The following is a 25,686-nucleotide window of genomic DNA, read 5'->3' on the forward strand; positions in this document are numbered from 1 at the left end:
GTTTACTGCCCCATTTCTACCATTTCTTTGACATCAGAACGGTTGATTTGCTGCTTATTGCCATTAGCATCTTTGTAGCTGATCATACCGGTTTCATCGTCTACCATAGGTTTGCCATCGGCAACAATGGTGCGTCCATCATTGGTGTGCATTACATAATTACTGGAACAGGCAGCTAAAGCAAAAGTCATGGCCCCAGCGGCCAGTACTGCGGCGAGTTTTTTCATCTTCTATCTCCTTGCAGATAATATTGCGATAAACCACCCGCACAAACGTATTCGCTGGCGTACTGGCATGAATACCAGTCCAGGAAGCAGCTCTTATGCGGGTAATAGTTTAAACCATGCACTATTTAGCTTAACGCGAATTTGCAGCTTTGCCAGTACGATATATCGCTTTCGTCCTGTTCCGAATCCAGAATTAACTACGAGATCGTTATGATGTCATTCAATCCCGCCCTGTTCCGCCAACAATTTCCGGCGCTCTCCGACGCTGGCGTCTATTTGGATAGCGCGGCGACCACGCTGAAGCCTCAAACGGTGATTGACGCCACGCAACAGTTTTATAGCCTGAGCGCCGGTACCGTGCATCGCAGCCAATTCTCCGCCGCGCGTAAGCTGACCGAGCGTTATGAGAACGCGCGCGCTCAGGTAGCCAGCTTATTAAACGCCCACGATGCGCATCAGATTGTTTGGACTCGCGGAACCACCGAAGCCATCAACCTTGTGGCGCAAAGTTGGCTACGTCCACGTTTACGGGCCGGTGATGAGATTGTCGTCAGCGAAGCTGAACACCATGCCAACCTGGTGCCGTGGCTGATGCTGGCGCAGCAAACCGGCGCTCGGGTGGTAAAACTTCCGCTGGCCAGTGACAGGCTGCCGGATATCGATCAACTCGCCACCCTGCTGAATGACAAGACGCGGCTGCTGGCGTTAGGACAAATGTCAAACGTCACTGGCGGCTGCCCCGACCTTCAGCGGGCAATCACTCTGGCGCATGCGGTCGATGCAAAAGTGATGATTGATGGCGCACAAGGCGTCGTGCATTACCCACCGGACGTACAGGCACTAGATATTGATTTTTATGCCTTTTCCGCCCACAAGCTCTACGGCCCAATGGGGATTGGCGCACTGTATGGCAAAAGTGAGTTACTGGCAGACATGCAACCGTGGCAAGGCGGCGGCAAAATGTTAACTGAAGTCAATTTCGAGGGCTTCATACCCCAGCCGGTTCCCTGGCGTTTCGAGGCCGGCACGCCAAATGTGGCAGGCGTGATTGGGTTAAGCGCGGCGCTGGAGTGGCTGGCGCAACTGGATGTTCAGGCGGCAGAACGTTGGAGCTGTAGTCTGGCGACGCTGGCGGAGCAGCAGTTATCAGCGCTGCCCGGTTTCCGTAGCTACCGCTGCGGCGATTCCAGCCTGCTCGCATTTGACATACAGGGCATCCATCATAATGATGTGGTGACGTTACTGGCGGAAAGTGGTATTTCGCTACGCGCCGGTCAGCACTGCGCCCAACCGTTAATGGCGGCGCTTGGCGTCGGCGGCACGTTACGCGCCTCATTCGCCCCCTATAATACGTTGCAGGACGTCGAGGCGCTGACGCGCGCGATGCACACGGCAATGACTCTACTGGCAGATTAATCATGACAACAGCCCTACCCGGCCCCCATCCCTTCGGCAGTTTAATCACTCAGCATAGCCTGCGTGAGAAATTTGCCGCGTTTCAGCACTGGGAAGATCGCTACCGCCAACTGATTCTGTTAGGTAAACAGCTTCCGCCCTTACCCGAGACGCTAAAGACGGACGATATTGAGCTAAGCGGCTGTGAAAACCGTGTCTGGCTCGGCCATCAGCGCCTGCCGAATGGCAGTCTACATTTTTACGGCGAGAGCGAAGGGCGTATTGTGCGTGGCCTGCTGGCGGTTCTGCTGACGGCCATTGAAGGAGAAACAGCCGCCGCGCTGCGTGGCAAAGATCCGCTGCGGCTATTTGATGAACTCGGTCTGCGCGATCAACTCAGCGCTTCGCGCAGCAGCGGCTTACAGGCGCTGGCCGATGCGGTGGCGCGGGCGGTACAGGAATAACGCGGTTTCGGAACCGCGATGCCAGCGTCTTACTGACGCGCCGCCTTCGCCATCATCTTTTTCAACACATGTGAGACGGCAACAAAGCCAAAGGTCGCGGTGACCATTGTCGCCGCGCCAAAGCCGGCCGAACAATCCATCCGTTTTGGCCCCTCCGCTGTGCTACGTGAGGCGCAGACTGAACCATCTGGCTGCGGGTAAACCAGCGCTTCGGTCGAAAACACGCAGTCGATCCCCAATTTCCCTTTACTGTTTTTCACCACGCCAAAATCATGTTTTAGGCGTTCGCGTAGCTTCGCCGCCAGCGGATCCTGAATGGTTTTAGCTAAATCGGCGACTTGGATCTGCGTAGGATCGATTTGCCCACCCGCGCCGCCGGTGGTCACTAACGGGATCTTATTACGACGACACCAAGCCAGTAACGCCGCCTTGGGCCGCACGCTATCGATCGCATCTATCACATAGTCAAAACCGGCGCTCATCAGCTCCGAGGTATTGTCCGGCGTAATAAAGTCATCAACGCAAATCACCCGGCATTCAGGATTAATCGCCAGCAAACGCTCGGCCATCACCTCCGTTTTCGCCTTCCCCACGTTTTCCCGCAACGCATGAACTTGCCGATTGGTATTGGTGACGCAAACATCATCCATATCAATCAACGTGAGCGTGCCAATACCAGTACGCGCCAGCGCTTCCGCCGCCCAAGAGCCCACGCCGCCAATACCAATTACACAGACATGCGCATTGGCGAACAAATGTAACGCGTCCTGGCCATATAAACGCGCGGTACCGCCAAAGCGTTGCAGCCAGGCGTCTGAAAGAACAGTCATGAAAAAACCTTAGCTTGGGAAAAACAGAAAACAGCAAGCGGGCCAGAAACGGCCCGCTGAAGGGACAGTCTAACGGCTGGCGCTCATTAACATTGAACTATTATGGTCGTCTTTCACATTACTGAACAGCGTGGTTCCGGCGCCGGGTGCGGCACGCAATACCCAAACGCGTCCATAATGATTAAAGAAGCCCGCCATATGTCCGGCCTCCGGGCCAATGCCCTGATAAATGTCAAAATGCTGGCCCTTAATTGCGCCGCCGACATCCAGCGCCACCATCACCCGCATTTCATATTTGCCGGTAAATTTGCCGTTATTATCCAGCAAAGGGACTTCGGCAAGCAACACCGTACCCGGCGGAATTAGCGAACGATCGGCGGCTACCGCCGCTTTTGCAATCAGCGGCACCGCGCTGGCGCCGCGCACCGGTGCGAAATCCTCCGGTTTGAAGAACACAAAAGAGTCATTGGTTTCCAGCAGTTCACGCACTTCCTGTGGGCTATGTTCATCGGCCCATTTGCGAATGGCCTGCATCGACATATCTTCACGCTTCACTTCGCCGCGATCGATCAATACCTTACCGATACTGCGATAAGACCAACCGTTTTTTCCGCCATAACCGAAAAACATCAGCGGACGCCCATCGCCATAATCGACATAGCCGCTCCCCTGCACATCCATCAGGAAGTTATCCATTAATGAGTTGCTGTACGCGACGGCGTAGCGCTCATCAAGCGCACCACTATATATCTGCGCGCGATTCGGCAACTTACGCCCTTTGCCACGCGGCGGCATACGATACAGCGGATACTGGAACTCCCCCTGACGGGTATAACGGGCCTGGATCACCGGCGTGTAGTAGCCGGTAAACTGCACATTACCGTAATTATCAACCCCTTCCATTTGGTAAGCATCCAGACCGAACTGGCGCAGTTGGCGCGTGTCACCGCCCGCGATGAGCCAATTTTCCAGCGCGCTATAGGTACTGCTATTACGGGCGTACAAATTCAACGAGGCAAACTTGATTTCGCTGACCTGGTCGCCAAAATCTTTGCCATTCACCGGTCGTCCTTTGGCGTTGGGCTGGTTTACCAGGGCGAGCGGTTGTTCCAGTTTGCCATCAATATACTGTTGCCCACGGTCGGTAGGCTTTGAGGAACATCCTGCCAGTAGCGCGATAAATGCGCCGGTTACTGCATATTTTGCCCAACATCCTTTCATTGCTGTTTATTACCTCTTGTGGTTGCAGGCCGAAGATAACAAAGGCCAAATGAGATTGAAATGCATCAAAGGAAAAAGAGCGACGGGCATTGCACAACAAATAATCAGATGGCGGAGAAATTCAACAACAGGCGGAAAATTAATAACTTTACGGCAAAAAAGGGTTGCATCATCAGCCACTGAGAGTATAGTGCGCTTCCACGGACGCGGGATGGAGCAGCCTGGTAGCTCGTCGGGCTCATAACCCGAAGGTCGTCGGTTCAAATCCGGCTCCCGCAACCAATCACCGTTTAGCGGTGGTGACAAGAAGTATGTCGCGACGGAAGCGACAAAAGACGGACGCGGGGTGGAGCAGCCTGGTAGCTCGTCGGGCTCATAACCCGAAGGTCGTCGGTTCAAATCCGGCCCCCGCAACCAATCAATAAAGCACCTGTAAGGGTGTTTTTTTGTTTCTGGCGTTTGCCAGCCTCCTTGCTGTCTTACTGTATCTTCACTTAAATGCCTCCGCCCGCGCACTGCGGACGAAATAGCATTCACTTATGCGCCAACGCCGCGCCGCTGGCAAAGTAGGCTTTTATACCCGCCAGGATTGACTCTGCGACCTGCTGCTGAAAACGTGGCGTGCGCAACTTACGCTCCTCATCCATATTACTGATAAAGGCCGTCTCCACCAGAATCGAAGGAATGTCCGGCGCCTTAAGTACCGCGAACCCAGCCTGATCGACGCTACGCTTATGCAAATGGTTGACGCGCCCGAGTCTTGACAGCACCTCTTTACCGAATTTCAGGCTGTCGCTGATGGTTTGCCGCTGCACCATATCGAACATGGTATGGTCAAGATAGCGATCGCCGCTCATACTCACGCCGCCAATCAGATCCGACTCGTTTTGCGTTTGCGCTAAAAAGCGCGCCGCCGCCGAAGTTGCACCTTTGGTCGATAACGCAAACACCGATGAGCCGCGCGCGGCGCGACTTGTAAACGCATCGGCATGAATCGAGACAAAGAGATCGGCGCGTTGCCTACGCGCTTTGGCAACCCGCACTTTAAGCGGGATAAACACATCTTCATTCCGCGTCATATAAGCGCGCATCGCGGGCTCTTTATCAATCAACGCCTTCAGCTTACGCCCAATCTTGAGCACAATATCTTTTTCACGCGTGCGCATTTTACCGTGCGCACCGGGATCTTCACCGCCATGCCCCGGATCGATCATGATAACGATCGGACGATCGCGCCCTGCTTTTCCCGGTAGCGGCGCGGGCCCCGGCTGTGATTGCTCTAAATCGCCCTTGTTATAGTCTTCCAGCAGCGCTAATAACGGGTCGCCTTCGACACTGTTTTTTGCCGGATAGAGATCAACCACCAGACGATTTTTGATGCCCGCCACCGGATCAAGGGTAAACAGCTTCGGCGTGACGCTCTGCTTTAACTCCAGCACAATCCGTACCGTATTCGCATCAAACTGCCCTACGCGCGCGCTTTTTATATAGGGATCGTCTTTGCGTACCAGGTCATGCATTCCTTTCAACACCTGGTTCAGATGAAGATGCTCAATATCAATCACCACCCGTTCCGGGTTGCTGAGTGCGAACTGCTTGTATTTTAGCGGTACGCTGGATTCGAGCGTTAACCGTGAATAGGTGGATGAAGGCCAGATACGCGCGGCAACCACATGGCTGCCGGCTGCGAAACCGACCCGGCTTACGCTAAGTAACCAGACCGCACCGACGCCCTGCAATAACCGGCGACGGTTGAGATAAGGATTAGATTCGGACATGCCGCTCCAACAATACTGTGATATGTCTAAAAAAACGCCAAGTATAAAAATATGCCGAAAACTTTAACCAATACGCGTATTCATGTCACCCCAAAAAAGTTAGAAAATGCAGCGTATTAGGGTGGACCGCGCGATTTTTTCTGGTGAAAGCGCCGCTAATTGCCACTTGCATCATTGACAATAAAAGAATAAAAATACAGAAATTACGAATAAAAATGCAATGAGGGTTAGCCGTGAAGGAACGTAGTACCGAATTGGTTCAGGGATTCCGCCATACCGTCCCCTACATCAACGCTCACCGAGGTAAAACGTTTGTCATCATGCTAGGCGGCGAAGCCATTGAGCATGAAAACTTCTCCGGTATCGTGAATGATATTGGCTTATTGCACAGCCTGGGTATCCGCCTGGTCGTGGTGTATGGCGCTCGTCCACAAATTGATAGCAGCCTTGCCGAACACCAACTCGAACCGATTTACCATAAACATACGCGCGTGACCGACGCCCAATCTTTAGAGCTGGTGAAACAGGCGGCTGGCCGTTTACAACTGGATATTACCGCCCGCCTCTCAATGAGCCTGAACAATACGCCGTTGCAAGGCGCGCATATTAATGTGGTTAGCGGTAACTTTATTATCGCTCAGCCGCTCGGCGTCGATGATGGCGTCGATTACTGCCACAGCGGGCGCATTCGCCGTATTGATGAAGAAGCGATCCATCGTCAACTGGATAGCGGCGCGATTGTTCTGCTCGGGCCGGTTGCCGTTTCGGTTACTGGCGAAAGTTTTAATCTCACCTCTGAAGAGGTCGCCACCCAACTTGCCATCAAGCTGAAAGCCGAGAAAATGATCGGTTTCTGCTCCGAACAGGGTGTGATCAACGATGAAGGTGCGATTATTTCCGAACTGTTGCCCAATGAAGCGCAAACCCGGATTGAAGCGCTGGAAGCGCGTGGCGACTATCTCTCCGGCACCGTTCGCTTTCTACGCGGCGCGGTCAAAGCCTGCCGCAGCGGAATACGTCGCAGCCATTTAATCAGTTATCAGGAAGATGGCGCGCTGTTACAAGAGCTATTCTCGCGTGATGGTATTGGTACGCAGATCGTGATGGAATCAGCCGAGCAGGTTCGTCGGGCAACCATTAATGATATTGGCGGCATCCTTGAGCTTATCCGCCCGCTAGAACAGCAAGGCATTTTGGTGCGGCGCTCACGCGAACAGTTGGAGATGGAGATTGATAAATTCACCATCATTGAGCGCGATAATCTGACCATTGCCTGCGCCGCGTTATACCCTTTCCCGGAAGAACAGATAGGCGAAATGGCCTGCGTGGCGGTGCACCCGGACTATCGTAGTTCTTCCCGTGGCGAAATGCTGTTGCAACGCGTTGCGCTTCAGGCACGCCAGATGGGGCTGAAAAAGCTGTTTGTGCTGACGACCCGCAGCATCCACTGGTTCCAGGAGCGCGGCTTTACGCCCGTCGATATTGAAGTGCTGCCAGAGAGCAAAAAGCAGATGTATAATTATCAGCGTCGCTCAAAAGTGTTGATGGCTGACCTGAAATAACCGCGCTTTCGCGCGGTTTATGACAACCGCGCCAGTAACCCGCTGCGACGCTGCGTGCGCGCTCTAACCGCACGGGCAAATACCGCGTCGTCGGCATACAGCGTTAAACGCTGGCGCGCGCGCGTGATAGCGGTGTAGACCAATTCTCGCGTTAACACCGGTAAAAAGTGGTTCGGCAGCACCAGCGCCGTGTGCTCAAACTCCGAACCCTGCGATTTATGTACCGTCATCGCCCATGCGGTGTCATGCACCGGTAAGCGGCTAGGTTGTACCGCTTTGATACTGCCATCCGGCAGCGAAAAAAAGACTTTTATCTCTCCTTCACCATCAGGCATGGCAATACCAATATCGCCATTAAATAACCCAAGCGCGCTATCATTACGGGCAATCATTACCGGGCGCCCGCTATACCACTTGGTCGGCCCCAGCGGGCGCTGAATCAGGTGGTGCCTTGCCAGCGCGCGCTCAATACTGCCATTTAACCCGGCGACGCCAAACGGCCCCTCACGTAATGCGCAGAGTAGTTGATAGCGATTAAAAGCATTGAGAACTTCACGCGGCGGCGCGCCCTCTTTAATCAGCCGGAGCCAGGTGCCGTAGCCTGCTACGCTATCATCCAGCAACTGCTGCCACGCATCGGCACTATTCAGCGAAACACGTGAAATATCAGCAAACCCGGCGTTAAACGTCTGATTAACCCGCGCCACATCACCGGCATTGACCGCCAGCGCCAGTTGGCCGATGCCGGAGTGCTCATCGAAACGGTAACTTTTGCGTAGCAAACAGATACTATCGCGGACGTGGCTTACGCCTTCGCTATCGGTGCCCTCAACCCGGCAGCCGGTCAATTGCGACAGTTGTGCCGCCCACGCCACGCTATAACCGGCCTCCGCGCAGCGGCAAATATCGCCGAGCACCGCACCCGCTTCTACTGACGCCAATTGGTCACGGTCACCAAGGAAGATCACCCGCGCGTGAGCAGGTAGCGCTGAGATCAAATTCGCCATCATCGGCAAATCCACCATCGAGGCTTCATCCACCACCAAGACATCCAGATGCAACGGATTACCGGCATGATAGCGCATGCGCTGACTATTCGGCTGTGCGCCAAGCAAGCGGTGTAAGGTGGTTGCCTCTGCCGGAAATTTCGCCAGTTCACCCTCTTCCAGCGCCAGCGCCCGGAGCGCTTTGCCTAACGACTCGGTTAAACGCGCTGCCGCCTTACCGGTGGGCGCCGCCAGTTGGATACGCAGCGGCGTTGGCGTCAGGCGAATCAACGCCGCCAGTAACTTCGCTACCGTGGTGGTTTTCCCGGTTCCGGGCCCGCCGGAGATCACTGAAACTTTGCGGCTAATCGCCACCGCTGCGGCAATTTTTTGCCAATCTTCCGGTTGTTGCCCGAATAAGGTATCCAGCACACTTCTGAGTGCCGGATAGTCATTGGTGGGCTCCCTCGCTGCCGTGCTGATGAAATCTGCAACGCGCCCCTCGCTATGCCACATACGATTGAGGTAAAGATTTCCCTGCGCCAACACCAGCGGCGTTGCCTGCGTGCCATCGCTGACGGCATGACTACCCAACAATATTTGCGCCCAGGCCGTCGGCGCGCCCGCAGCCTGCCACAGAGCGGATGCCAATGCTGGCTGACGCCCGGCAAAAAGTTGCGCTTCGGTTAAGGCTTCCAGCGGCAGGCAAACATGCCCTTCGCCGGCTTCGGCGCTCAGCCAGGCGGCGGCCAGCATTAAGGCTGGCTGCGTCTCATCCGCCAGCATATGGGCGAATTGCAGATCGAGTGGCCGTATTAGCCGTTTGTCTACCGCTTCACGCAGCAGCCCACTCACACCGGTCATGACACCTCTCCCTGGCCTGCGAACAACCTATCTAACGCCGTCACAAAGGCGACATCTGGCCGCGTGTAAAACACGCCATTTTGCCCTTCCCCTGGCTGTATGCCGCGCAGGAACAGATAAAATACGCCGCCAAAATGGCGCTCGTAATCGTAATCCGCCAGACGATGACCTAAATAGCGGTGTAGCGCCAGCGTGTACAGTTGGTATTGCAAATCATAGCGATGATCAACCATCGCCTGCGCCATGGCCTGTGGCGTGTAGGCCGCCGATTCGCCGCCAAGCCAATTGGATTTATAATCCAGCAGGTAATATTTCCCTTGCCAGCAAAACACTAAATCAATAAAGCCTTTTAGCATCCCCTGAACTTGGTGGAAGTTAAGCGCCGGGGCTTGAGCGGAAAGCGAATCAAAATCACGCATTAACCGATCGAGAGACGGCGCGGTCAACATTTGGCTGAGCGGCAGATAAAACTCCAGTTCAGCTTTACACTGCGACGGCGTCAACTGATTCAGACTGACGCCGTCATCATTCAATGGCGCGCTCAAAATCTGTTGTAGCCACGCCATCAATATCGGTTGCCACTCCAGACTGAACCCGGCCCGCTGTAACTGTTCTGCCAGCCAGGTTTCATCAGGCGGCTGGGTAAAATCCAGGGTTTCAAACAAACTATGCAAAAAGGTACCTGGCGAAGCGCCACGCGGAAAGCTGTGGGGAGTGAGCATGGGCTCACTTACTGCCGCCGACTCGCCGACCGCATCCACATCAAATCGCGGTTGCATATCCACCAGGTTACCGGAACTGTGTTGCTGCAATCCCGAATAACTGGTGACACGCCAATCGTCATTCAAACGTCGCGATAGCACCGAACTACTCAGCCGGGAACCTGGCGCAGTTTGCGGTCGCCACGGCGCGCTATCCGGCTCACGGTTCGCCGCCAGCGCAATGGCTTCATTGGTCATCTCTGCCAGGGTTTGGGCCAGGTCGGCGGCGTTCATCGCCTCACCGCGTTGGATCAGAAACCCCAACGCACTCTTATGCAGATCGCTTTCGCCCTGTTTTTTGCGATTGCCTTTGACCAGCGGAGCAATACCGACGCTGCAGTGCCAAACCGAACGGGTTAGCGCTACATAGAGCAGACGCAAATCCTCCGCTAAGCGTTCCTGTTCGGCCAGTTGACGACTCTCTTCATCGTCTTGCAAATCCAACAACGCCTCATAGGTATCACGGTGGTGATAAATACCTTGCGACGCTTCGCGGAAGTTGGCGGCAAACGGCAGCCAGACCAGCGGATATTGCAGACCTTTCGATTTATGGATGGTAACGATTTGAACCAGATGACGGTCGCTTTCCAGACGCAGTTGCTGATTTGCCGCCTGGTTATTCGGTTGTGCGATTTGCTGCGCCAGCCAACGCACCAGCGCATGTTCGCTATCAAGCTGCGCCGACGCCTCCTGTAATAGTTCACCCAAGTGCAGCACATCGGTCAAACGCCGTTCGCCGCTTTCAGATGCCAGCAGATTTTCCGCAATATGCCGGTTCACCATTAAGTCACGCAGCATGGGTAACACGCCACGCTTTAGCCAGACCTGACGATAGCGGTCAAATTCATCGACCAACCGATCCCACGAGGGTTCATGCTGGCTGAGCGCATCAATAGCGGCAGCATCCAGCCCCATAATACTGGTTGCCAATGCGCTGCGTAGCGCGCGCTCCTGTTCCGGCGCCAAAACCGCCTGTAACAGCCAGAGCAACTCACGCGCCTCGGGCGTGGTGAACACGCTGTCACGATTCGAAAGGTAAACCGACGGGATCGCTAACCCATTCAGCGCTTCGCGCATTACCGCCGCTTCTCCACGACTACGCACCAGTATCGTGATATCCGATGCGCGCACCGGACGGCGTTGCTGCTGGTTGCCAATCAGCGCCGTACCCTGCTGACCGGCACGCAGCCAGTCGCGGATTTCCCCCGCGCACTGCCTCGCCATCCATTGTTGGTACTCACTAACACCAACGCCGTCGCCCGGCTGTAGCCACAGGCGCAGCGCAGGTTGTTGTTTGTCGTTGAGAGTAAAACTCAGCGAACTGTTCGGCGTGGCTGCCTGTACCGGCAGAAAGGGAATATCGCTAAACAGAAACGAATTATCCAGCCGGGAAAAAAGCTGATTAACGCTCGCCACCATCGCCGGAGAGGAACGCCAGTTTGTCTCCAGCGTGTAGTGTGCGCTAACTTCAGAACGCGCGCGCATATAGGTAAAAATATCCGCGCCGCGGAAAGCGTAAATGGCCTGTTTAGGGTCGCCAATCAGTAGCAGTGCGCAGCCTGGCTGGCGCAAATAGAGCGTGCTGAAAATGCGATACTGTTGAGGATCGGTATCCTGGAACTCATCAATCAGTGCCGCCGGATAGCGTTGCCGAATAGCGGCGGCCAGCGCCACACCGCCCGGCTGATGCAGCGCTTCATCCAGCCGGCTGAGTAAATCATCAAACCCCAGTTGCGCGCGTAACTGTTTTTCCTTGCGCGTAGCGAAACGAATTTCCGCCAGCGCACGGGCAATCACCAAATCGCGCAGCGTAAGCGGCTCCGCCAGAAAGTGCTCAATCACCTCAAAGAGCGGATGCTCAGGTGCGGCGCCTTTTTTGGTTTTCTCCCGCAAGATGCTTTGCGTAAACCGCTCCAGCTCTTTCGGCACGCTGTAATCATCGGTTTCTTGCTGCGCCCAGAGGGTTATTTTCTCCAGCCAGGTTGGCAGATGTTTTTTGCTGTAACTGCGTTTATCAACGTCGCTGCCGTCAATAATGCTGTATACATCCTGCGCAGCGCCCAGCCAGGCCGCTTTGAGTTGCTCAATACGCGCCAGCAGTTTTTCATGGCGCTGTTCAATGGTTTCATCACTCGGGGGAGGATATTTTAGCGTCGGTGACTCACCTTGCAGCCACGGCGAAAGCGTAGTGAGTAATTGCTCAGGCCCGCTCCACTGTTCCGCGATAACCCGCGCAACCGTTAACGGTAACGGATAACAGTGACGCCGCCAAAAATCAGCCGCCGCCTGACGCCGTAGCGCGTACTCATCCTCAATCAATTGCTGTTCAAACAGCATGCCAGATTCAAATGCATTTAGATTGAGCATGCGCTGGCAAAAACCATGAATGGTAAAAATAGCGGCTTCATCCATTTGCCGTTCGGCCGCCAGTAACAGTGAAGCGGCCTGAGGCAAATCATCAATGTCATTCAGCAGCGCAGCAAGCATGACGTTGTTACTGCCGCCACGTACACAAGCCAGCCGCAAGTCATGAATATTCTGACGAATACGCCCACGTAACTCTGCGGTGGCGGCTTCGGTAAAGGTCACCACCAGAATCTCTTCGACCGACAGCGGGCGAGAAAACGCGTGCGGCCCGCCAAGGCCGAGCAGTAGCCGTAGGTACAGCAAGCCGATGGTAAATGTTTTTCCGGTACCGGCTGACGCCTCAATCAACCGGTCGCCAAACAACGGCAAGGTAAGCGGATCAAGGCGCTGCGCGCCAGGATTACTTATCGTTGCCATTTTTTACCGGCAAAGAGCGTTGTAAAGAAGAGATGTTTTTCCATGTTTTCCACCCTTTAAGCGGCGCATAATCCGCTTTGCCATGATGGCTACCGGAGATTTGCGACACCAGGGCCAAGCCTTGTTGCGACATAACCGCCTGATGGAAGAAATTCGCCAGGCTTTCCGGCGTTAACTGTTGCACTTGTGCGATGACCTTTTCACGCGTATCAAACTGATAATTCTCCCGATCAAAGTCCTTACCAAAGCGGCTCGCCTCATCATCGAGGGTTTGTGGACGCTGTTTGAGCTCATTGATCAGCGCCTGCTGATACTGCGCGAAATCTTCGCGGCTCATCGCTCGCAGACGTTTTTCCGCCGTGGGGTAAAACGCCTGGTAGCGGGTTAACAGGTAAGCAGGCTGTTTACTGTTGCTTTGTAGCAGGAAACCAATCCCCCACTGCCGCCCTACCGACATCTGGAAAGCAAACACCGCATAGCCCAATTGTTCTTCGGTTCTGAGTTGATTATAAAACCATGGTTGAATAATTTGGCTCAGCATCGCGCTGTTAGCAATACCGGCATATTCACTGTAGCCAGTTGGAATATACACCGCCGCCAGCGCTGAATCGGTACTGCTGCCTGCCTTCGCGATATTGGCTTTCTGCGATTTTTCAATGGAGACATACTGACTGTGCCACCAGTTATCACCGCTGCAATTGAGTTGCTTTTTCACCTCGCGCGCCAGCGCCACCACGTTATCCGGCGCCATATTGCCCACCACCATTAACTCTGGCGTAGCCTGTTGCAGCAGCATCTTGCGGTAATCATTCAGTTCCTTCAGGGTAATGGATGGCAGCAAGTTACGCCGTGCCTTACGTTCGGTATACGGCAGTTGCGAAAGCATCTGTACCGGTTGGATCGCCAACTCAAACGCTTTCCCTTTCTCGGCGGAATCAAGCTGTTCTAAATACCAGGATTTTGCCTGCGCAAGCTGCGCATCGGTCGGCGTGAAATTCGCGTATCCTTGTAGCAGCGACGTTAACAGCTTAGGCAAACGTTGCGTAAAACCGCTGGCGTTGATCGTGACCCCATCATCTTCACTGCTGGAAAAGCTAATACCGCCCACCGAGGCTTGCGAATTAAGCTCATCGAGCGCCACGCCTGCCAGATAATCATTCAGCGCAAACAGTACTTGGTTACGCGCGGTGCTCATGGCCGCTTTATTACGCAGCGCCAGCGTAATGTTTGCTTTCGGATCGTCGGCATAGTATTGGCTGGGCATATAGAATACCCGCAGCCCTTGCTCGTTGACCAACTCTTGCGGATGCGTATATTTTTTGCCATCGGATGGGATCAGACTAAAGTCATCCGGAATGTAGGGGTTCAACAACGGCCAAGCCAGTTTGATCTCCGCTGCCTGCTTATGCCACGCCGCAAAGCGATCTGGTTTGATGCGATCAACCTGATAGGCCGCATTAACAAAGTAGGCTTCTTTGTTGTGCGGTTCATTGGGGCTGATATACCAAATGCGTGCGTTTTCCGGCGTCATACCATCAAGCCGTGCCTGAATTGCCGCCGGGTCATAACGGTCGGCGAGGTAGGGAGCATCCAGCGTATGTTCAACCGGCACCCGCAGCATGGTATCCGCCAACCACTCGATATAATCCATATCACGCGTAATCGACGGATAGCGATAGTCCAGATCGAGTACATGGGAAACTTCATCAAAATAGCGCTTATCAATGCCGCCTTTGCGCAGCATATCAATGTAGCTAAATACTGCCGCGACCACCCGATCGCGCTGCGCTAAACCTTTATCGGTCAGCGAAACGGAGACGGCAAATACCCCACCGTTGCGATCGATCATCGGATCGGCACCCGCATTAATGGAATCTGCCAACCCCTGGCTCTGTAACCAATCAGAAAGAGTATTTTTACTGCGATTACCGATCAAATAACCAATTAGCGTATCGGTTTTACTGCGAAACTTATCGCTGTTGTTATCAATACGAAACTCAATTTTAATCTGCTTACGCGGTTGTGCCGGGATGTAATGGATAATGATGCCTTTCTGCTTCGCGGTAACCACCGGCTGCGTAATAGCAGGCACCGTCGCATCATGGTTTTTTACCCGGCCAAAGGTATCGGCGGCGATTTTCGCCATCTCAGGCAACGGCTTGTTGCTGTAAATAACCGCTTTCATCAGGTTGGCGGAGTAATGCTGCTGATAAAATTGCTTCAGCGCATCATGCAGCTTACTGCCCGGTTTATCGCGTAACGTATCCAGATTACCGCCGGAGAAGCGAGCGCTGGGATGGGCAGGGTTCAGCGTCTCCGCGCCAACCTGCGCCATGCGCAAACCATCACGGGAACGCGCCATCGTTAGCTCGGCATTTACCGCATGCCGCTCGCGATCGGCATTCACCGGGTCAAGCAATGGCTCAGCGATGGCATCCGCCAGCCGGTCCACCGCCGGTTCCAGCGCGTCATTCTCCACTTCAAGGTAAAACGCCGTGCGGTAGGAAGCGGTGCTGGCATTATGGCTGCCGCCATGCTTTTTGAGGAATTCGGCCAAATTATCCGGCTGTGGGTAACGTACCGATCCCATCAGCGACATATGCTCCAAATAGTGCGCCAGGCCCAGTTGTGAATTAGGATCATCCAGCGAACCGATAGGAAGCGTAATCGCGGCGAGGGATTTCGGCGCAACCTGATCGGAGACCAGTAACACTGTCATGCCGTTATCCAACCGGATCGCCTGATACTGACGAGGATCTTTTTCGCTTTTATTAATGGTCTCTTTAATCGGCTGCCAGCCCATATCGGCTAAGGCTAACGTATTAAAAAAACCGGTAAAAATAACCAGACCTGCTACCCAGAGAGCGTATTTACGCATTCAAACCCCTCAACTCTTTCCCCTTATCTTCACGCAACGCGTTAAACGCGGGCGGAGTAAGTACAACAAATAATCAAAGATGTTCTATACCCGTCATACTTCAAGCTGCATCTGCATTAGCGACGTTCGTTCACCCAAATCACTGCCCTAACAGCTCATCGGTATTCCCTCTGTTGCCGCCTTCCTGCAACTCGAATTATTGAGGGTAAAAAAAATCACACTACAGGATGCGACAGGCACTGTCCGGCACTGTTTTTTAATTTATCGCTATTCATCACTTTTCTCTGCCGCGCAATTAAAACGCAATAGCGGCAATAACCACTTTTCGGCCTCATAGATAATCTCGGTGACCCGTTCTTCATCCAGCGTACGGAATAAACGTTGCAACCAGGGATCGCTCCCTTCGCCTTCTAGCTGGTAATTTCCCTGCCATGCACTTAACAACTTTCCGCGCGCAGTAATTTGCGTGGCCTCATCCCACTGCAATTGGTCGCTTTGGCGATCATAGCTGGCCGCAAGCCATGCGCCGCCGCTTTTTGCTAATAATAATAACGGCGTACGCATCCCCTGTTGATAACCGGCGATAAACTCAGCCAGTTGCGCCAACGCCTCATCACGGTTGATGGCGGCAAAACACCATTGGCTCTCTTTGCGCCCCAACATGCGACTGTGGCCTTTGCCGCCCATCGCGCAATAGAGTAGATGTTCCAGCCACAACGTTAGACCATCAGTAAAATTAAGCACGCCGGGGCGCCAACGTAATAACCCTTCCGTTTGCACCTGCGGCAGCCAACCGCTGAGATGAACGCCCCCCACTTGCAGCGAAACTTCAAGGTTATCGCTCTCACCACGGTATTCACGCACGCGTAGCGCCAATGCCGACATTTCCTCTTCTTGCTGTTGCCAAAAAAGCTCGCCAAAAGCACCGTAAGGTAATGCACCCGCCGACCGGTAAAACTGAAACAGCCGTTCCGTTGTCTCACCATTGATCAGCGCATTTAACAAACGCGTATTCACCTGATAGCGATCCAGCGCATCCAGCACAAAAGGCTCTGCGTCAGGCAACTCCATGTCTTCAAGCGTAAAGGCCACGCCCAGCCGCAAGGTAAAAAACGCCCGCACCGGATGGCGCCAGAAACCGATCAACCGTTCAACGTTCAACTCGGTCATCTCAAGCGGCGGCAACGCCTGCATAAAAGGCGGATGTGGCTGCCCTTCCGCGCGGGCGGCGGGTAACCATTCCGCAGCAAAACTGCGGAACTCGCTCTCATCACTAAAATTATCGGCATCAAACGGCATGCGCGAATGCTGATGATGTAAGTGCGCAAGCACATGCTGCGCGCTGCTATCGACGTCTTGCGCTTCATCGCCCGGCAAACAAAAACTTTGCCCGATATACTCCACTAATTCACTGACCAGCACCGACGGATAACGTTCCGTATTATCCTGGATTGAGCGCCCAATATAGCTAATATACAGTTGCTGTTGCGCGGAGATGATCGCCTCCAAAAACAAGTAACGGTCATCATCGCGGCGGCTGCGATCGCCCTTTTTCGGTTTCTGGCTCATCAAGTCAAACCCCAGCGGCGGTAAGGTGCGCGGATAGACCCCGTCATTCATCCCCAGCAGGCATACCACTTTAAAGGGGATTGAACGCATCGGCATCAGCGTACAGAAATTGACCGGGCCGGCAAGAAAGCGCTGACTAATCCGTTGCTGGTCAAGCCTTGAGGCCAACTCATCGCGCAACAGAGTGATGGGCACCGTTTGGTGATAGGCCGCTTCCATACCGTAGCTAATCACCTGTTGCCACTGCTCTTCAATCAGCGCCAGCGCGGCTTCGGTATCGGCATCCGCGCTAAAAAAGGCCTCCAACAGCGAACGGCAAAGCGGCAACCACGCTTCCAGCGTGCGCGGTTGCGCCAGCGTGTGCCGCCATTGATTAAGCTGCATCAGTAATTCCGCCAGATTGCCCGCCAGTTCGGCAATCAACCCGCTGGATTCGTCATAGGGCAAAATGCCTTGCCAGTCGCCGCTCTCGCTCTCCATTGCATAGCCAAGCAGCATGCGTGTAATACCAAAATGCCAGGTATGTTGCCCGGTTGCCGGTAGCGCCAACGCCCGCACCGCCTCATCATCCAGCCCCCAGCGAATACCGGCTTCACTGACCCAATGACGTAAACGACGCAGCCCTTCCTCATCTATCGCAAAACGCGCGGCAACGGCCGGGACCTCCAGCAGTGCTAGTATCTCCTCACTGGCGAAACGACTGTCTGGCAGGCTTAACAAATTAATAAAGGCCAGTAAGGCAGGATGCGCATGGCTGGCGCGCCGATCGGAAATCGCAAACGGCAGGTAACGCTCGGCAGGAGCATTGCCAAACACCGCCTGAATAAACGGCGTATAGGCATCAATATCGGCCACCATCACGATGATATCTCGCGCCGTGAGTTGCGGATCGGCCTCCATCATGGCCAGCAAACGATCCTGTAACACTTCGACCTCACGCTGTGGGCTATGGCACACATGCACAGAGATTGAACGGTCTTGCGGGTCGAGAAGACGCTTTGTCCGGCTACTGGAGAGCGTTTCCGCCGTCAGGCCAATAACCGCGTTATCCTCTAACTCCAGCAGGTCATGCTGCACGCTGTGTAGCAGGTTATCCGCCGGGATCTCGACAAAAGCATCAATTTCGCGCGCTTCCATTTGCGCCAATAGCCAGAGATTATCCCGCCCCAGTTTGCCCCATGATGCCAATAGTGGGTTGGTCAGTTGCTGTTCGCCGTCGGCATTAAACAGTGATGGCGCCTGCGCGGGCTCACGAAACAATGCACTTTCACCCGCCGATTGATGATGCTGGCGACGGCGGCTTTGCAGCTTCGCGAGAAACGCATAATCCTGAATGTCTCCCCAGTAATGGCGGCAAGGATTAGTAAACAGAAGATGAATATCAATATGTTTACCCAGCGCCTGAAGAGCCTGTAAATAAACCGGCGGTAGTGCGGAAATACCGCAAATAAATACCCGGTCAGGCAACCCTGGCGGGCGTTGCGTAGCGGAATCCAGCCGTTGAATAAAACGCGAATACAGATTGGCGCGATGCCATTGCGGTTGGTCAAGCTGGCGGGTGTAGTCAACCAACGCCGCCCAGAGAGGTGCCTGCCATTGCTGCGCGTCGCCAATATCTGCAACCAACTCCCCCTTTTCCCAGCGGTTTAGCCACTCCGGCCGATAGACCAGATATTGGTCGAACAGGTCCGCAACACGCGAAGAAAGTTGGAACAGTTTGCGCTGATCCTGATCATCCGCCAGGTAGTGCCGCAATGCGGAGAATTCAGGTCGATCCAGCATGGCTGGCAGCAACGACATCAGTTTCCAGCTCATAGCAGCTTTGGTAAACGCACTCTCTTCCGGGATATCCGCCAGGACACGCACAAACATATCCCAGATAAAACTGGCCGGTAGCGGAAAAGCAATATTGGCTGCAATACCGAATTGCTGCGCCAGTGACATTTGTAACCATTGCGCCATCCCCGGGCTTTGCACCAGCACCACTTCAGGCTGGAAAGGATCGCGTAACGGCTCATTTTCAATGAGATACGCTGCCAGCGTTTTCAGTACATCAAGCTGATTAGAATGATAAACCGTAAACATTATTACTCCCTTTCCACCTGATAAATAGGTCACTACTGCGCCGACACTGTACCCGCTAAAGAAGACGATGCAAATGCAATCTCCCGATTATTGCAGGTGCGTTAGCGGCGTGCGCTCACAATACAGCGAATCCAGCCGCGCCTCACGACCGCGCGGTGAAATGACCCGCACGGTTACTAACCGACACGCCGCAATTCTGCCGCTCTCACTCAACAGAGTGCGCCACCCCGCCGGCTCATAGCCCTCAAGACGAAGCGCGGCATAACGCCACGCCTGCCGTTGCTGCCATTGCATGAGAAACCCGGCGGTCAACGCCTGGTTATAATGCAATAACGCCACCAAACCGATAGAAAACAGCAGTAACGAGAGCAATATTTCCGGCAGGCTAAAGCCGCTCTGACGAGGTGGTTTCCGCCTCACATCTCTCCTCCTCGCTGAGCGGACAGAAATCAACCCACCCGCCTTTCGCTGCCTGGATACCCCCTTGCGCCGTAGGGATTACCCAGTGAAATAACGCCAGCGTCGCCTCCCCCTGCGTGGGTTGCTCTGCGCGCAATAGCCCGCGATTAGCCTGCGGCCTCAATAAGCACGCCCGCCAGTTATATTGTGCCTGATATTGGCACTGCCATCCTGGCAGCGCCGCCCAACGCAACGTTAGCCCCCAAGTTAATGCGGACTGAGCTTGCCGGAAACCGATAATCGCCTGACGTTCATCCGCCACCAGCGCTAATGAGGCGTTTAACTGCTGCCGGCTGGCATTGAGTAACGCTGTACCAAGCAATAAAATCAGCATAATCATTCCCGGCACTACGCCGCCTTGTTGCCGCCTCATGGCAAGTTCATTCCACTCACCCAAGCTTCCACCACTCGTTTCCGTTGGGGAAACGCCACGGCATACCCTTCTAAACGAATTTTTATTTGTGCTCCGCTGCGCGCGAAGGTTAACCCCGAGATAGCCAGTGTCGAAGGATCGGAAAGGTGTTCCCAACCACTGCCCTCACAGCTATCCACCCCCCGTTGCATTTCAAGGCTGCGTTCCCGGCGCCGGTAGCCGTAAAACTCGCTGTTCTCTCGCCCGCGCCCTTCCCACTTTCCATTACTGTTTTCATCCCACTTAACCAGTAAACAACTACCCTGTTGTCCGCCGATCTGCAGCGGTTCGCCCTGGCACTCGCCGTTGCAATACCCCGCCCGCCGCACAGCTTTCTCAAGGACCATGATCAGTTGTTGTAGCGCCTCCTGTAGCTGAACATCGGCAATTAGTTGTAACGTCTGCCGTTGTAAGAAGGGCAAAATACGTGCGGCGCCGGCGAGCAAAATGCTGCTTACGGCCAGCGCAATTAACATTTCAGCCAGGCTAAACCCACGGATGTTCACAGACACGATTCCTGCTCCGTTTTACATAACCTGATACGACCACGTGATGAGATAACCACGCGCCACGTGACGTGCCCATCGCTAAAGACGATGCTGCCCGGCCTGGCGACATCCCGCAGGCCGAAGAAGCCCGGCTCGCCGATAACCGCGGTAATCTTCACCGTAGGGTGGGGAGCAACCAGTTGCAGACGCCGTCCGGGTTCACATCTGTTTTCAGGCATCATCCCGCTGCCAAGGCACCAACGCGTGCCTTGTTTCAGCCACAGGCGCTGTGCAGTGTTATGCCAACTGGCAAAGATGCGCACACCATGCAAGAAACGCTGAAGTTGCCGGGCGGTGTCATTTAAACGTTGCCGTTGTTGCCAGCTCTGCCAACCGGCCAAGCTGCCGATGCTCAATAGCCCGGCGATGGTCAGCACGATTAGCAACTCGATTAAGGTATATCCTTGCGCAGAGTTAATTTTCATCCCATCAGCTTCGGTTTTTATCGGATTGGTCGCCAGTGGCAGTACGGTGTTTTGCGCAATGCTTTCCACACTTTTCGCTCTCTTCCAGCGTTGGCAATGAGTTTTTGCGGGATATGCCGCATAAGGCAGAGAAAGCATGGCGCCTCGGATTAATCAGATGGATAGTGTGATGCAGGGTCGGATAGAATCGACTCATTGGTGATCAAATAGGTGTAGGCCATGAGCAGTGAAGTTGAGTTAGTCGATATTGCGGTGTCATTCCCGCAAATTCATATTGATTTGAAATATGCCACGCCGGATAACATCACTGGCCGAACACTGTATAGCGAGGCGCGTTGTCTGCTTCATCCGGATGCCGCCCGTGCATTGGCGCGCAGTGTAGAGATTGCCCGCATGGCGGGGTTAATCATGGTAGTTTATGATGCCTGGCGGCCGCAAAAAGCGCAGGAACTCTTGTGGCAAGCCTGTCCGGACCCGCAGTATGTGGTGGCGGCATCGCTGGGTTCTAACCACAGCCGCGGCACGGCGGTTGATGTCACGCTGATGGATGCGCATCAGCAGGTTTTAGATATGGGAACCGGTTTCGACGAAATGACCCCGCGCTCGCACCCCTATCACCCCGGCGTTGCGCCGGAAGCACAGCGCAACCGCTTATTATTAAACGCGATTATGGCGGCCGGTGGGTTTGTCGGTATCAAAAGCGAGTGGTGGCACTTCGAACTGCCCGACTCCTCTCGTTATCCGTTATTAAGCGATCGTTTCGGCTGTCTAACCGTGCCGACGCAACCCACCGCCGATTCGGTTTAAAACCGTACCAGAAAACTCTGTGGGTCAGAATCATGCCCACCGTCGGCAGCCTCACAGCGCTACCGGCGGTGAAAGGCTAACATTATTCGTGATAAAGCTGGCTGCGCCCACCATCCATCACAATATCGGTGGCATTAATAAACCGTGCTTCATCGGAAGCGAGGAACAGTGCGGTATAAGCCACCTCCACCGGTTCGCCAATCCGTTTACAGGGCAAAATATCCGTTTGCCGCTGGCGCTCCGCCGTCGGATCGTCACAGCTTTCCAGCCAGGCTTCCGCCGCTGGCGTCATAATCAATCCGGGCGAAATACTATTGATACGAATTCCCTGGCTGGCGTACTCCACGCCCAGCGAACGCGTCAGGCCAATTAACCCGTGTTTCGCTACCGGATAAGGAAACGCGCCGGGAATAATTTTATGCCCGTGTACCGAGGCAATATTGACAATATGCCCGTATTGACGAGCGACCATGCCGGGCAATACCGCGCGGATACCATTCCACGGCCCTTTTAAATTCACCGCAAGGCAACGCTGCCAGTCCGCATCTTCCATAGTGAGCGGATCGCGAAAGACATTAATCCCCGCACAGTTGATTAAAATATCCACCGGCCCCAGCCGTTCTTCCGTTTCCGCCACGCAACGTTTTAACGCGGCCTCGTCCGTCACATCAGCCTGTAGCGCAATACAGCGTAAACCGGTTTCCCGTTGCAAGGTTTCGGCAAGCGGCTGACTGGCATCCAAATTCAGGTCGATAAGCGCCAACTGCGCGCCCTGCTGAGCAAACAACGTGGCAATCGCGCTACCAATGCCGCTGCCGCCGCCGGTAACAATGGCGGTCTTTCCTTTTAATCGTTCAGACATCTGTTTCTTTCCCGTTTTACAAAACTACACCACCAACCAGTCGGCGAATTCCCGACGCGCTTCACCACGCGTTAGCGTCATCATCGGCCAGTTCCCGGTCCGCGTCAGCCAACTCAATCCCTCGGTGGTCAGTAAGGCGGTATCTTCGCTTTTTACGCCGCTGAGCGTTGGGTTCCAGGCCAACGCCTGATTAACGTGCAACGCCCCTTCGCTCTCCGGCGTCACAATAAAATCCCGGCAACCATAACCGGCAGGACCGCCTTGATGATGAACCTGCCAACCTTCAGCATGCCCATGACGCGCATAGGCCGCCTGAACATCGGTAAAAATGGCCTGCCAACTGCGTTCTGCGCGCGAGGCGACCATAATGTCGGCATGAATTTCCGCCACCGCGCGTAGACGCTGACGTGCCTGCTCACTGGGTTCACCAATATGAACCATGCGCGTCAGGCTGACATTTAACCCCTGCCGCTCCGCGCCTAGCGTAATCAGTAATTGCTGACGTAGGCGCGTTGGGCCTGGCGTTGGGTGCTTGTAAGCGGCGATCCGTTCATCAACGGCAATTAAGGTACATACCGGACGAATCGCGCGTGCCAGGCAATCATGTAAGATACGCGCTTCAATCTCTTGTTCGCTAACCCCCGCGCTAACGCCGCGTGCGATCGCTTCAACTATTTCTGCGGTTTCTCGCCCTAGTTCGGCAAAACGTTGCCTTTCATTTTTATTCAAACCACAGCGAGCGATAACCATTGCCGGTTCGAGATCTTTCGCGCCAGGCAACGGTGTATCGCTACCCAGGCGTGGAATAGCAAGTGACGCCATGGTCTGCTGACGCGAGACATACCAGGGATAACTCAGCGTTTTTGCCGCAAAGGGCAACGGTTCTTCGGCTAAAATCCGCGGTAATTCGTTGTCTGGCGCAATCAGTGTCACCGCATCAGCGGTAATCAGAAGGCTGGCTACGCCTGACTCGGCCCGTTCAACTACGTAATAGCTCGCCCCTTCGGTTAACCAGGCAATATTGTCACGGCGTGTTAATAGCAATGCATCAACTTGCCAATCGGCCAGCGCCTGTTGCAAACGCTTCAACTTTTCCGTCATGCGACTTCTCCTTCCGGTTGTCCGGCGGCAATGTTATCCACCACCTCAAAATTCATAATGAAGTCTGCGGCGCGGTGCGCCACCGCCATCACGATAGCGTTAGTATTGCCACTAATAATGTTTGGCATCATTGAGGCATCCACCACCCGCAACCCGCGTATGCCGCGTACCCGCAGGTCGGCGGTCAGTACCGCCATCGGATCGTCGTCGCTCCCCATACGGCAGGTACCCACCGGGTGATAACCGGTTTTCACCATGCGTTTGCAATGCGCGGCGATCGCTTCATCAGATAGCGTTTCTTCGCCAGGAAAGATCTCTTTTTCGATCATTTCATGCAGCGGCAACGCGTTAACAACCTGGCGGGCAAAACGAAATCCGGCGATTGTCCGCGCCAGATCGTCAGGATGACCAAAGATTTGTGTATCGACATGCGGAAGATCTGCCGGATCGCGCGAGCGCAACCAAACTCGTCCGGTCGCTTTAGGCCGCAGCAACAATGAGTTGACCGTCACGCCATGACCGGGGTCTTGCCCCATCACATCGCGATCAAGGTACACCGTTGGGACACAAAACATTTGAATGGTCGGCGTCGCGTTAAAATCCAGCGGATCGAAGAAAGCACAAGTTTCGACGCCAGTGGTGGTCACCGGGCCGGATTTAAACAGCATATACTGCAAGCCCGCTTTCACCATTGGCCACCCTTTGTCCTGGCCATAATAGCCAAAGGCGCCGTTAGTGGTCGCCACCACCGGGACCTCGTAGTGATCCTGCAAATTCTGCCCGACGCCGGGTAAATCTAAACGCACCGTGATGCCTTGCTCTTCCAGATGCTGCTTCGGCCCGATACCGGAAAGCATCAGGATTTTTGGCGTCTGATAGGCACCCGCCGACAGAATAACCTCGCGCGTAGCGCGGGCAGACTCACTAACGCCCTTACGCTGATAACGCACGCCAACTGCGCGATCGCCCTCAAAGAGGATTTCTTCAACCTGCGCATTGGTCTCAATAAACAAATTAACGTCGTCCCGCAACGGCTCAATAAATGCATCCACCACGCTGCAACGCTTGCGGGTTTTCCAGTCAATGGTGTGCTGCATAAAGCCGACCCCAAACGGGTTTCCGGTGTTGAAGTCTGGGGTATACGGGATCCCTAAGCCCTGCATCGTTTTGACATACGCGCGGCTTAGTGGGCTAAAATGGCCGAGGTGCGAGACCTTCATTGGCCCGCCAACACCGTGATTGGGCGCGCCAAGATGGTCATTATCTTCAATGGCGGTAAAATGCGGCAGCAAGGTTTGCCATGACCAATCAATACCGCTGCCAGCAACGTGCGCATTCCAGTCGTCATAATCCTGAGTATGTCCACGCATATACACCATGGCATTAACCGTGCTGCCGCCACCTAACACTTTTGCCTGCGGAACAATAACGCCGCGCCCATCCAGTTGCGGCTGTGGTTCGGTCTGGTGCATGGTCAGGTAAGCGTCACTGGCCAAATATTTCATATAGCCCGCCGGCATTTTCAGTACCGGATTATAGTGGCCGCTGCCGGCTTCCAGCAGCAGCACGCGCGCGCGTTGCTCCCGAACCAGCCTGGCGGCGACGATGCAACCGGAGCTACCGCCGCCGACAATGATGTAGTCATATTCTTTCATGTACCACCTTAAT

General features: G+C 54.4%; 19 protein-coding genes and 2 tRNA genes. 6 read left to right on the plus strand and 15 right to left on the minus strand.

Annotated features, from left to right (window positions below):
* Positions 1-2: 2 nt before the first annotated feature.
* Complete coding sequence (locus PMPD1_RS18015; RefSeq protein ID WP_173635330.1) at positions 3-227, minus strand: YgdI/YgdR family lipoprotein; 225 nt, start codon at positions 225-227, stop codon at positions 3-5.
* Between the two features lie 210 nt (positions 228-437).
* Between PMPD1_RS18015 and csdA the strand changes: the two genes are divergently transcribed.
* Positions 438-1,643 carry a cysteine desulfurase CsdA gene (gene csdA, locus PMPD1_RS18020; protein WP_173635331.1) on the plus strand — a complete coding sequence of 402 codons (1,206 nt, stop codon included), beginning with the start codon at positions 438-440 and terminating at the stop codon, positions 1,641-1,643.
* Positions 1,644-1,645: 2 nt separating this feature from the next.
* On the plus strand, positions 1,646-2,086 hold the full coding sequence (gene csdE / locus PMPD1_RS18025; protein ID WP_173635332.1) for a cysteine desulfurase sulfur acceptor subunit CsdE: 441 nt from the start codon (positions 1,646-1,648) through the stop codon (positions 2,084-2,086).
* Between the two features lie 29 nt (positions 2,087-2,115).
* On the opposite strand, the gene tcdA is transcribed toward csdE, so the two are convergent.
* Together tcdA and mltA are read right to left on the minus strand one after the other, a co-directional pair.
* The gene (gene tcdA, locus PMPD1_RS18030; protein WP_173635333.1) at positions 2,116-2,916 is read right to left on the minus strand and encodes a tRNA cyclic N6-threonylcarbamoyladenosine(37) synthase TcdA; all 801 of its coding nucleotides are present in this window, start codon (positions 2,914-2,916) and stop codon (positions 2,116-2,118) included.
* A gap of 69 nt (positions 2,917-2,985) precedes the next feature.
* Positions 2,986-4,137, minus strand: coding sequence for a murein transglycosylase A (mltA, locus tag PMPD1_RS18035; protein WP_173635334.1), 1,152 nt, complete (start codon positions 4,135-4,137; stop codon positions 2,986-2,988).
* 205 nt (positions 4,138-4,342) lie between these two features.
* Between mltA and PMPD1_RS18040 the strand changes: the two genes are divergently transcribed.
* A tRNA-Met gene (locus PMPD1_RS18040) sits at positions 4,343-4,419 on the plus strand.
* A 58-nt stretch (positions 4,420-4,477) separates the two neighbouring features.
* A tRNA-Met gene (locus PMPD1_RS18045) sits at positions 4,478-4,554 on the plus strand.
* Positions 4,555-4,670: 116 nt separating this feature from the next.
* On the opposite strand, the gene amiC is transcribed toward PMPD1_RS18045, so the two are convergent.
* Positions 4,671-5,915 (minus strand): N-acetylmuramoyl-L-alanine amidase AmiC, encoded by a 1,245-nt coding sequence (gene amiC / locus PMPD1_RS18050; RefSeq protein WP_173635335.1) that lies wholly within the window; start codon positions 5,913-5,915, stop codon positions 4,671-4,673.
* A 233-nt stretch (positions 5,916-6,148) separates the two neighbouring features.
* On the opposite strand from amiC, the gene argA reads away from it, so the two are divergent.
* Positions 6,149-7,477, plus strand: coding sequence for an amino-acid N-acetyltransferase (gene argA, locus PMPD1_RS18055; RefSeq protein WP_173635336.1), 1,329 nt, complete (start codon positions 6,149-6,151; stop codon positions 7,475-7,477).
* A 17-nt stretch (positions 7,478-7,494) separates the two neighbouring features.
* Here the strand turns inward: argA and recD are convergent, their stop codons facing one another.
* From recD to PMPD1_RS18095, 8 genes are all read right to left on the minus strand, one after another.
* Positions 7,495-9,327: an exodeoxyribonuclease V subunit alpha gene (recD, locus tag PMPD1_RS18060; protein WP_173635337.1), complete on the minus strand. Its 1,833-nt coding sequence runs from the start codon at positions 9,325-9,327 to the stop codon at positions 7,495-7,497.
* Positions 9,324-12,872 (minus strand): exodeoxyribonuclease V subunit beta, encoded by a 3,549-nt coding sequence (gene recB / locus PMPD1_RS18065; RefSeq protein ID WP_173635338.1) that lies wholly within the window; start codon positions 12,870-12,872, stop codon positions 9,324-9,326. The genes recD and recB overlap by 4 nt, the downstream gene beginning before the upstream one ends.
* A complete protein-coding gene (ptrA, locus tag PMPD1_RS18070) occupies positions 12,856-15,750 on the minus strand; it encodes a pitrilysin (RefSeq protein WP_173635339.1) in 2,895 nt (964 codons plus the stop codon). The genes recB and ptrA overlap by 17 nt, the downstream gene beginning before the upstream one ends.
* Positions 15,751-16,017: 267 nt before the next feature.
* Positions 16,018-19,404, minus strand: a complete 3,387-nt coding sequence (gene recC, locus PMPD1_RS18075; protein ID WP_173635340.1) for an exodeoxyribonuclease V subunit gamma — start codon at positions 19,402-19,404, stop codon at positions 16,018-16,020.
* 87 nt (positions 19,405-19,491) lie between these two features.
* Positions 19,492-19,824 carry a prepilin-type N-terminal cleavage/methylation domain-containing protein gene (locus PMPD1_RS18080; protein WP_173635341.1) on the minus strand — a complete coding sequence of 111 codons (333 nt, stop codon included), beginning with the start codon at positions 19,822-19,824 and terminating at the stop codon, positions 19,492-19,494.
* Positions 19,790-20,236 (minus strand): DUF2509 family protein, encoded by a 447-nt coding sequence (locus PMPD1_RS18085; protein ID WP_173635342.1) that lies wholly within the window; start codon positions 20,234-20,236, stop codon positions 19,790-19,792. Before PMPD1_RS18085 ends, PMPD1_RS18080 begins: the two co-directional genes overlap by 35 nt.
* A complete protein-coding gene (locus PMPD1_RS18090) occupies positions 20,233-20,787 on the minus strand; it encodes a prepilin peptidase-dependent protein (protein ID WP_173635343.1) in 555 nt (184 codons plus the stop codon). The genes PMPD1_RS18085 and PMPD1_RS18090 overlap by 4 nt, the downstream gene beginning before the upstream one ends.
* Positions 20,778-21,317 (minus strand): prepilin peptidase-dependent protein, encoded by a 540-nt coding sequence (locus PMPD1_RS18095; RefSeq protein WP_354292684.1) that lies wholly within the window; start codon positions 21,315-21,317, stop codon positions 20,778-20,780. Before PMPD1_RS18095 ends, PMPD1_RS18090 begins: the two co-directional genes overlap by 10 nt.
* A gap of 150 nt (positions 21,318-21,467) precedes the next feature.
* On the opposite strand from PMPD1_RS18095, the gene ddpX reads away from it, so the two are divergent.
* A complete protein-coding gene (gene ddpX / locus PMPD1_RS18100) occupies positions 21,468-22,055 on the plus strand; it encodes a D-alanyl-D-alanine dipeptidase (protein WP_173635344.1) in 588 nt (195 codons plus the stop codon).
* An 82-nt stretch (positions 22,056-22,137) separates the two neighbouring features.
* On the opposite strand, the gene PMPD1_RS18105 is transcribed toward ddpX, so the two are convergent.
* The 3 genes from PMPD1_RS18105 to PMPD1_RS18115 are packed head-to-tail and all read right to left on the minus strand — an operon-like array spanning position 22,138 to position 25,673.
* Entirely contained in the window at positions 22,138-22,917 is a 780-nt protein-coding gene (locus PMPD1_RS18105) for an SDR family oxidoreductase (RefSeq protein WP_173635345.1), read from the minus strand.
* A 24-nt stretch (positions 22,918-22,941) separates the two neighbouring features.
* Positions 22,942-24,018: a M24 family metallopeptidase gene (locus PMPD1_RS18110; RefSeq protein ID WP_173635346.1), complete on the minus strand. Its 1,077-nt coding sequence runs from the start codon at positions 24,016-24,018 to the stop codon at positions 22,942-22,944.
* Complete coding sequence (locus PMPD1_RS18115; RefSeq protein ID WP_173635347.1) at positions 24,015-25,673, minus strand: GMC family oxidoreductase; 1,659 nt, start codon at positions 25,671-25,673, stop codon at positions 24,015-24,017. The genes PMPD1_RS18110 and PMPD1_RS18115 overlap by 4 nt, the downstream gene beginning before the upstream one ends.
* Between the last annotated feature and the right edge of the window lie 13 nt (positions 25,674-25,686).

It is taken from the genome of Paramixta manurensis (assembly GCF_013285385.1).
GTDB lineage: Bacteria > Pseudomonadota > Gammaproteobacteria > Enterobacterales > Enterobacteriaceae > Paramixta > Paramixta manurensis.

Bases quoted from the DNA above. Each gene is read 5' to 3' on its own strand.
- PMPD1_RS18015 (WP_173635330.1), bottom strand. From the start codon at position 227: ATGAAAAAACTCGCCGCAGTACTGGCCGCTGGGGCCATGACTTTTGCT.
- csdA (WP_173635331.1), top strand. From the start codon at position 438: ATGATGTCATTCAATCCCGCCCTGTTCCGCCAACAATTTCCGGCGCTC.
- csdE (WP_173635332.1), top strand. From the start codon at position 1,646: ATGACAACAGCCCTACCCGGCCCCCATCCCTTCGGCAGTTTAATCACT.
- tcdA (WP_173635333.1), bottom strand. From the start codon at position 2,916: ATGACTGTTCTTTCAGACGCCTGGCTGCAACGCTTTGGCGGTACCGCG.
- mltA (WP_173635334.1), bottom strand. From the start codon at position 4,137: ATGAAAGGATGTTGGGCAAAATATGCAGTAACCGGCGCATTTATCGCG.
- amiC (WP_173635335.1), bottom strand. From the start codon at position 5,915: ATGTCCGAATCTAATCCTTATCTCAACCGTCGCCGGTTATTGCAGGGC.
- recD (WP_173635337.1), bottom strand. From the start codon at position 9,327: ATGACCGGTGTGAGTGGGCTGCTGCGTGAAGCGGTAGACAAACGGCTA.
- recB (WP_173635338.1), bottom strand. From the start codon at position 12,872: ATGGCAACGATAAGTAATCCTGGCGCGCAGCGCCTTGATCCGCTTACC.
- ptrA (WP_173635339.1), bottom strand. From the start codon at position 15,750: ATGCGTAAATACGCTCTCTGGGTAGCAGGTCTGGTTATTTTTACCGGT.
- recC (WP_173635340.1), bottom strand. From the start codon at position 19,404: ATGTTTACGGTTTATCATTCTAATCAGCTTGATGTACTGAAAACGCTG.
- PMPD1_RS18085 (WP_173635342.1), bottom strand. From the start codon at position 20,236: ATGAGGCGGCAACAAGGCGGCGTAGTGCCGGGAATGATTATGCTGATT.
- ddpX (WP_173635344.1), top strand. From the start codon at position 21,468: ATGAGCAGTGAAGTTGAGTTAGTCGATATTGCGGTGTCATTCCCGCAA.
- PMPD1_RS18105 (WP_173635345.1), bottom strand. From the start codon at position 22,917: ATGTCTGAACGATTAAAAGGAAAGACCGCCATTGTTACCGGCGGCGGC.
- PMPD1_RS18110 (WP_173635346.1), bottom strand. From the start codon at position 24,018: ATGACGGAAAAGTTGAAGCGTTTGCAACAGGCGCTGGCCGATTGGCAA.
- PMPD1_RS18115 (WP_173635347.1), bottom strand. From the start codon at position 25,673: ATGAAAGAATATGACTACATCATTGTCGGCGGCGGTAGCTCCGGTTGC.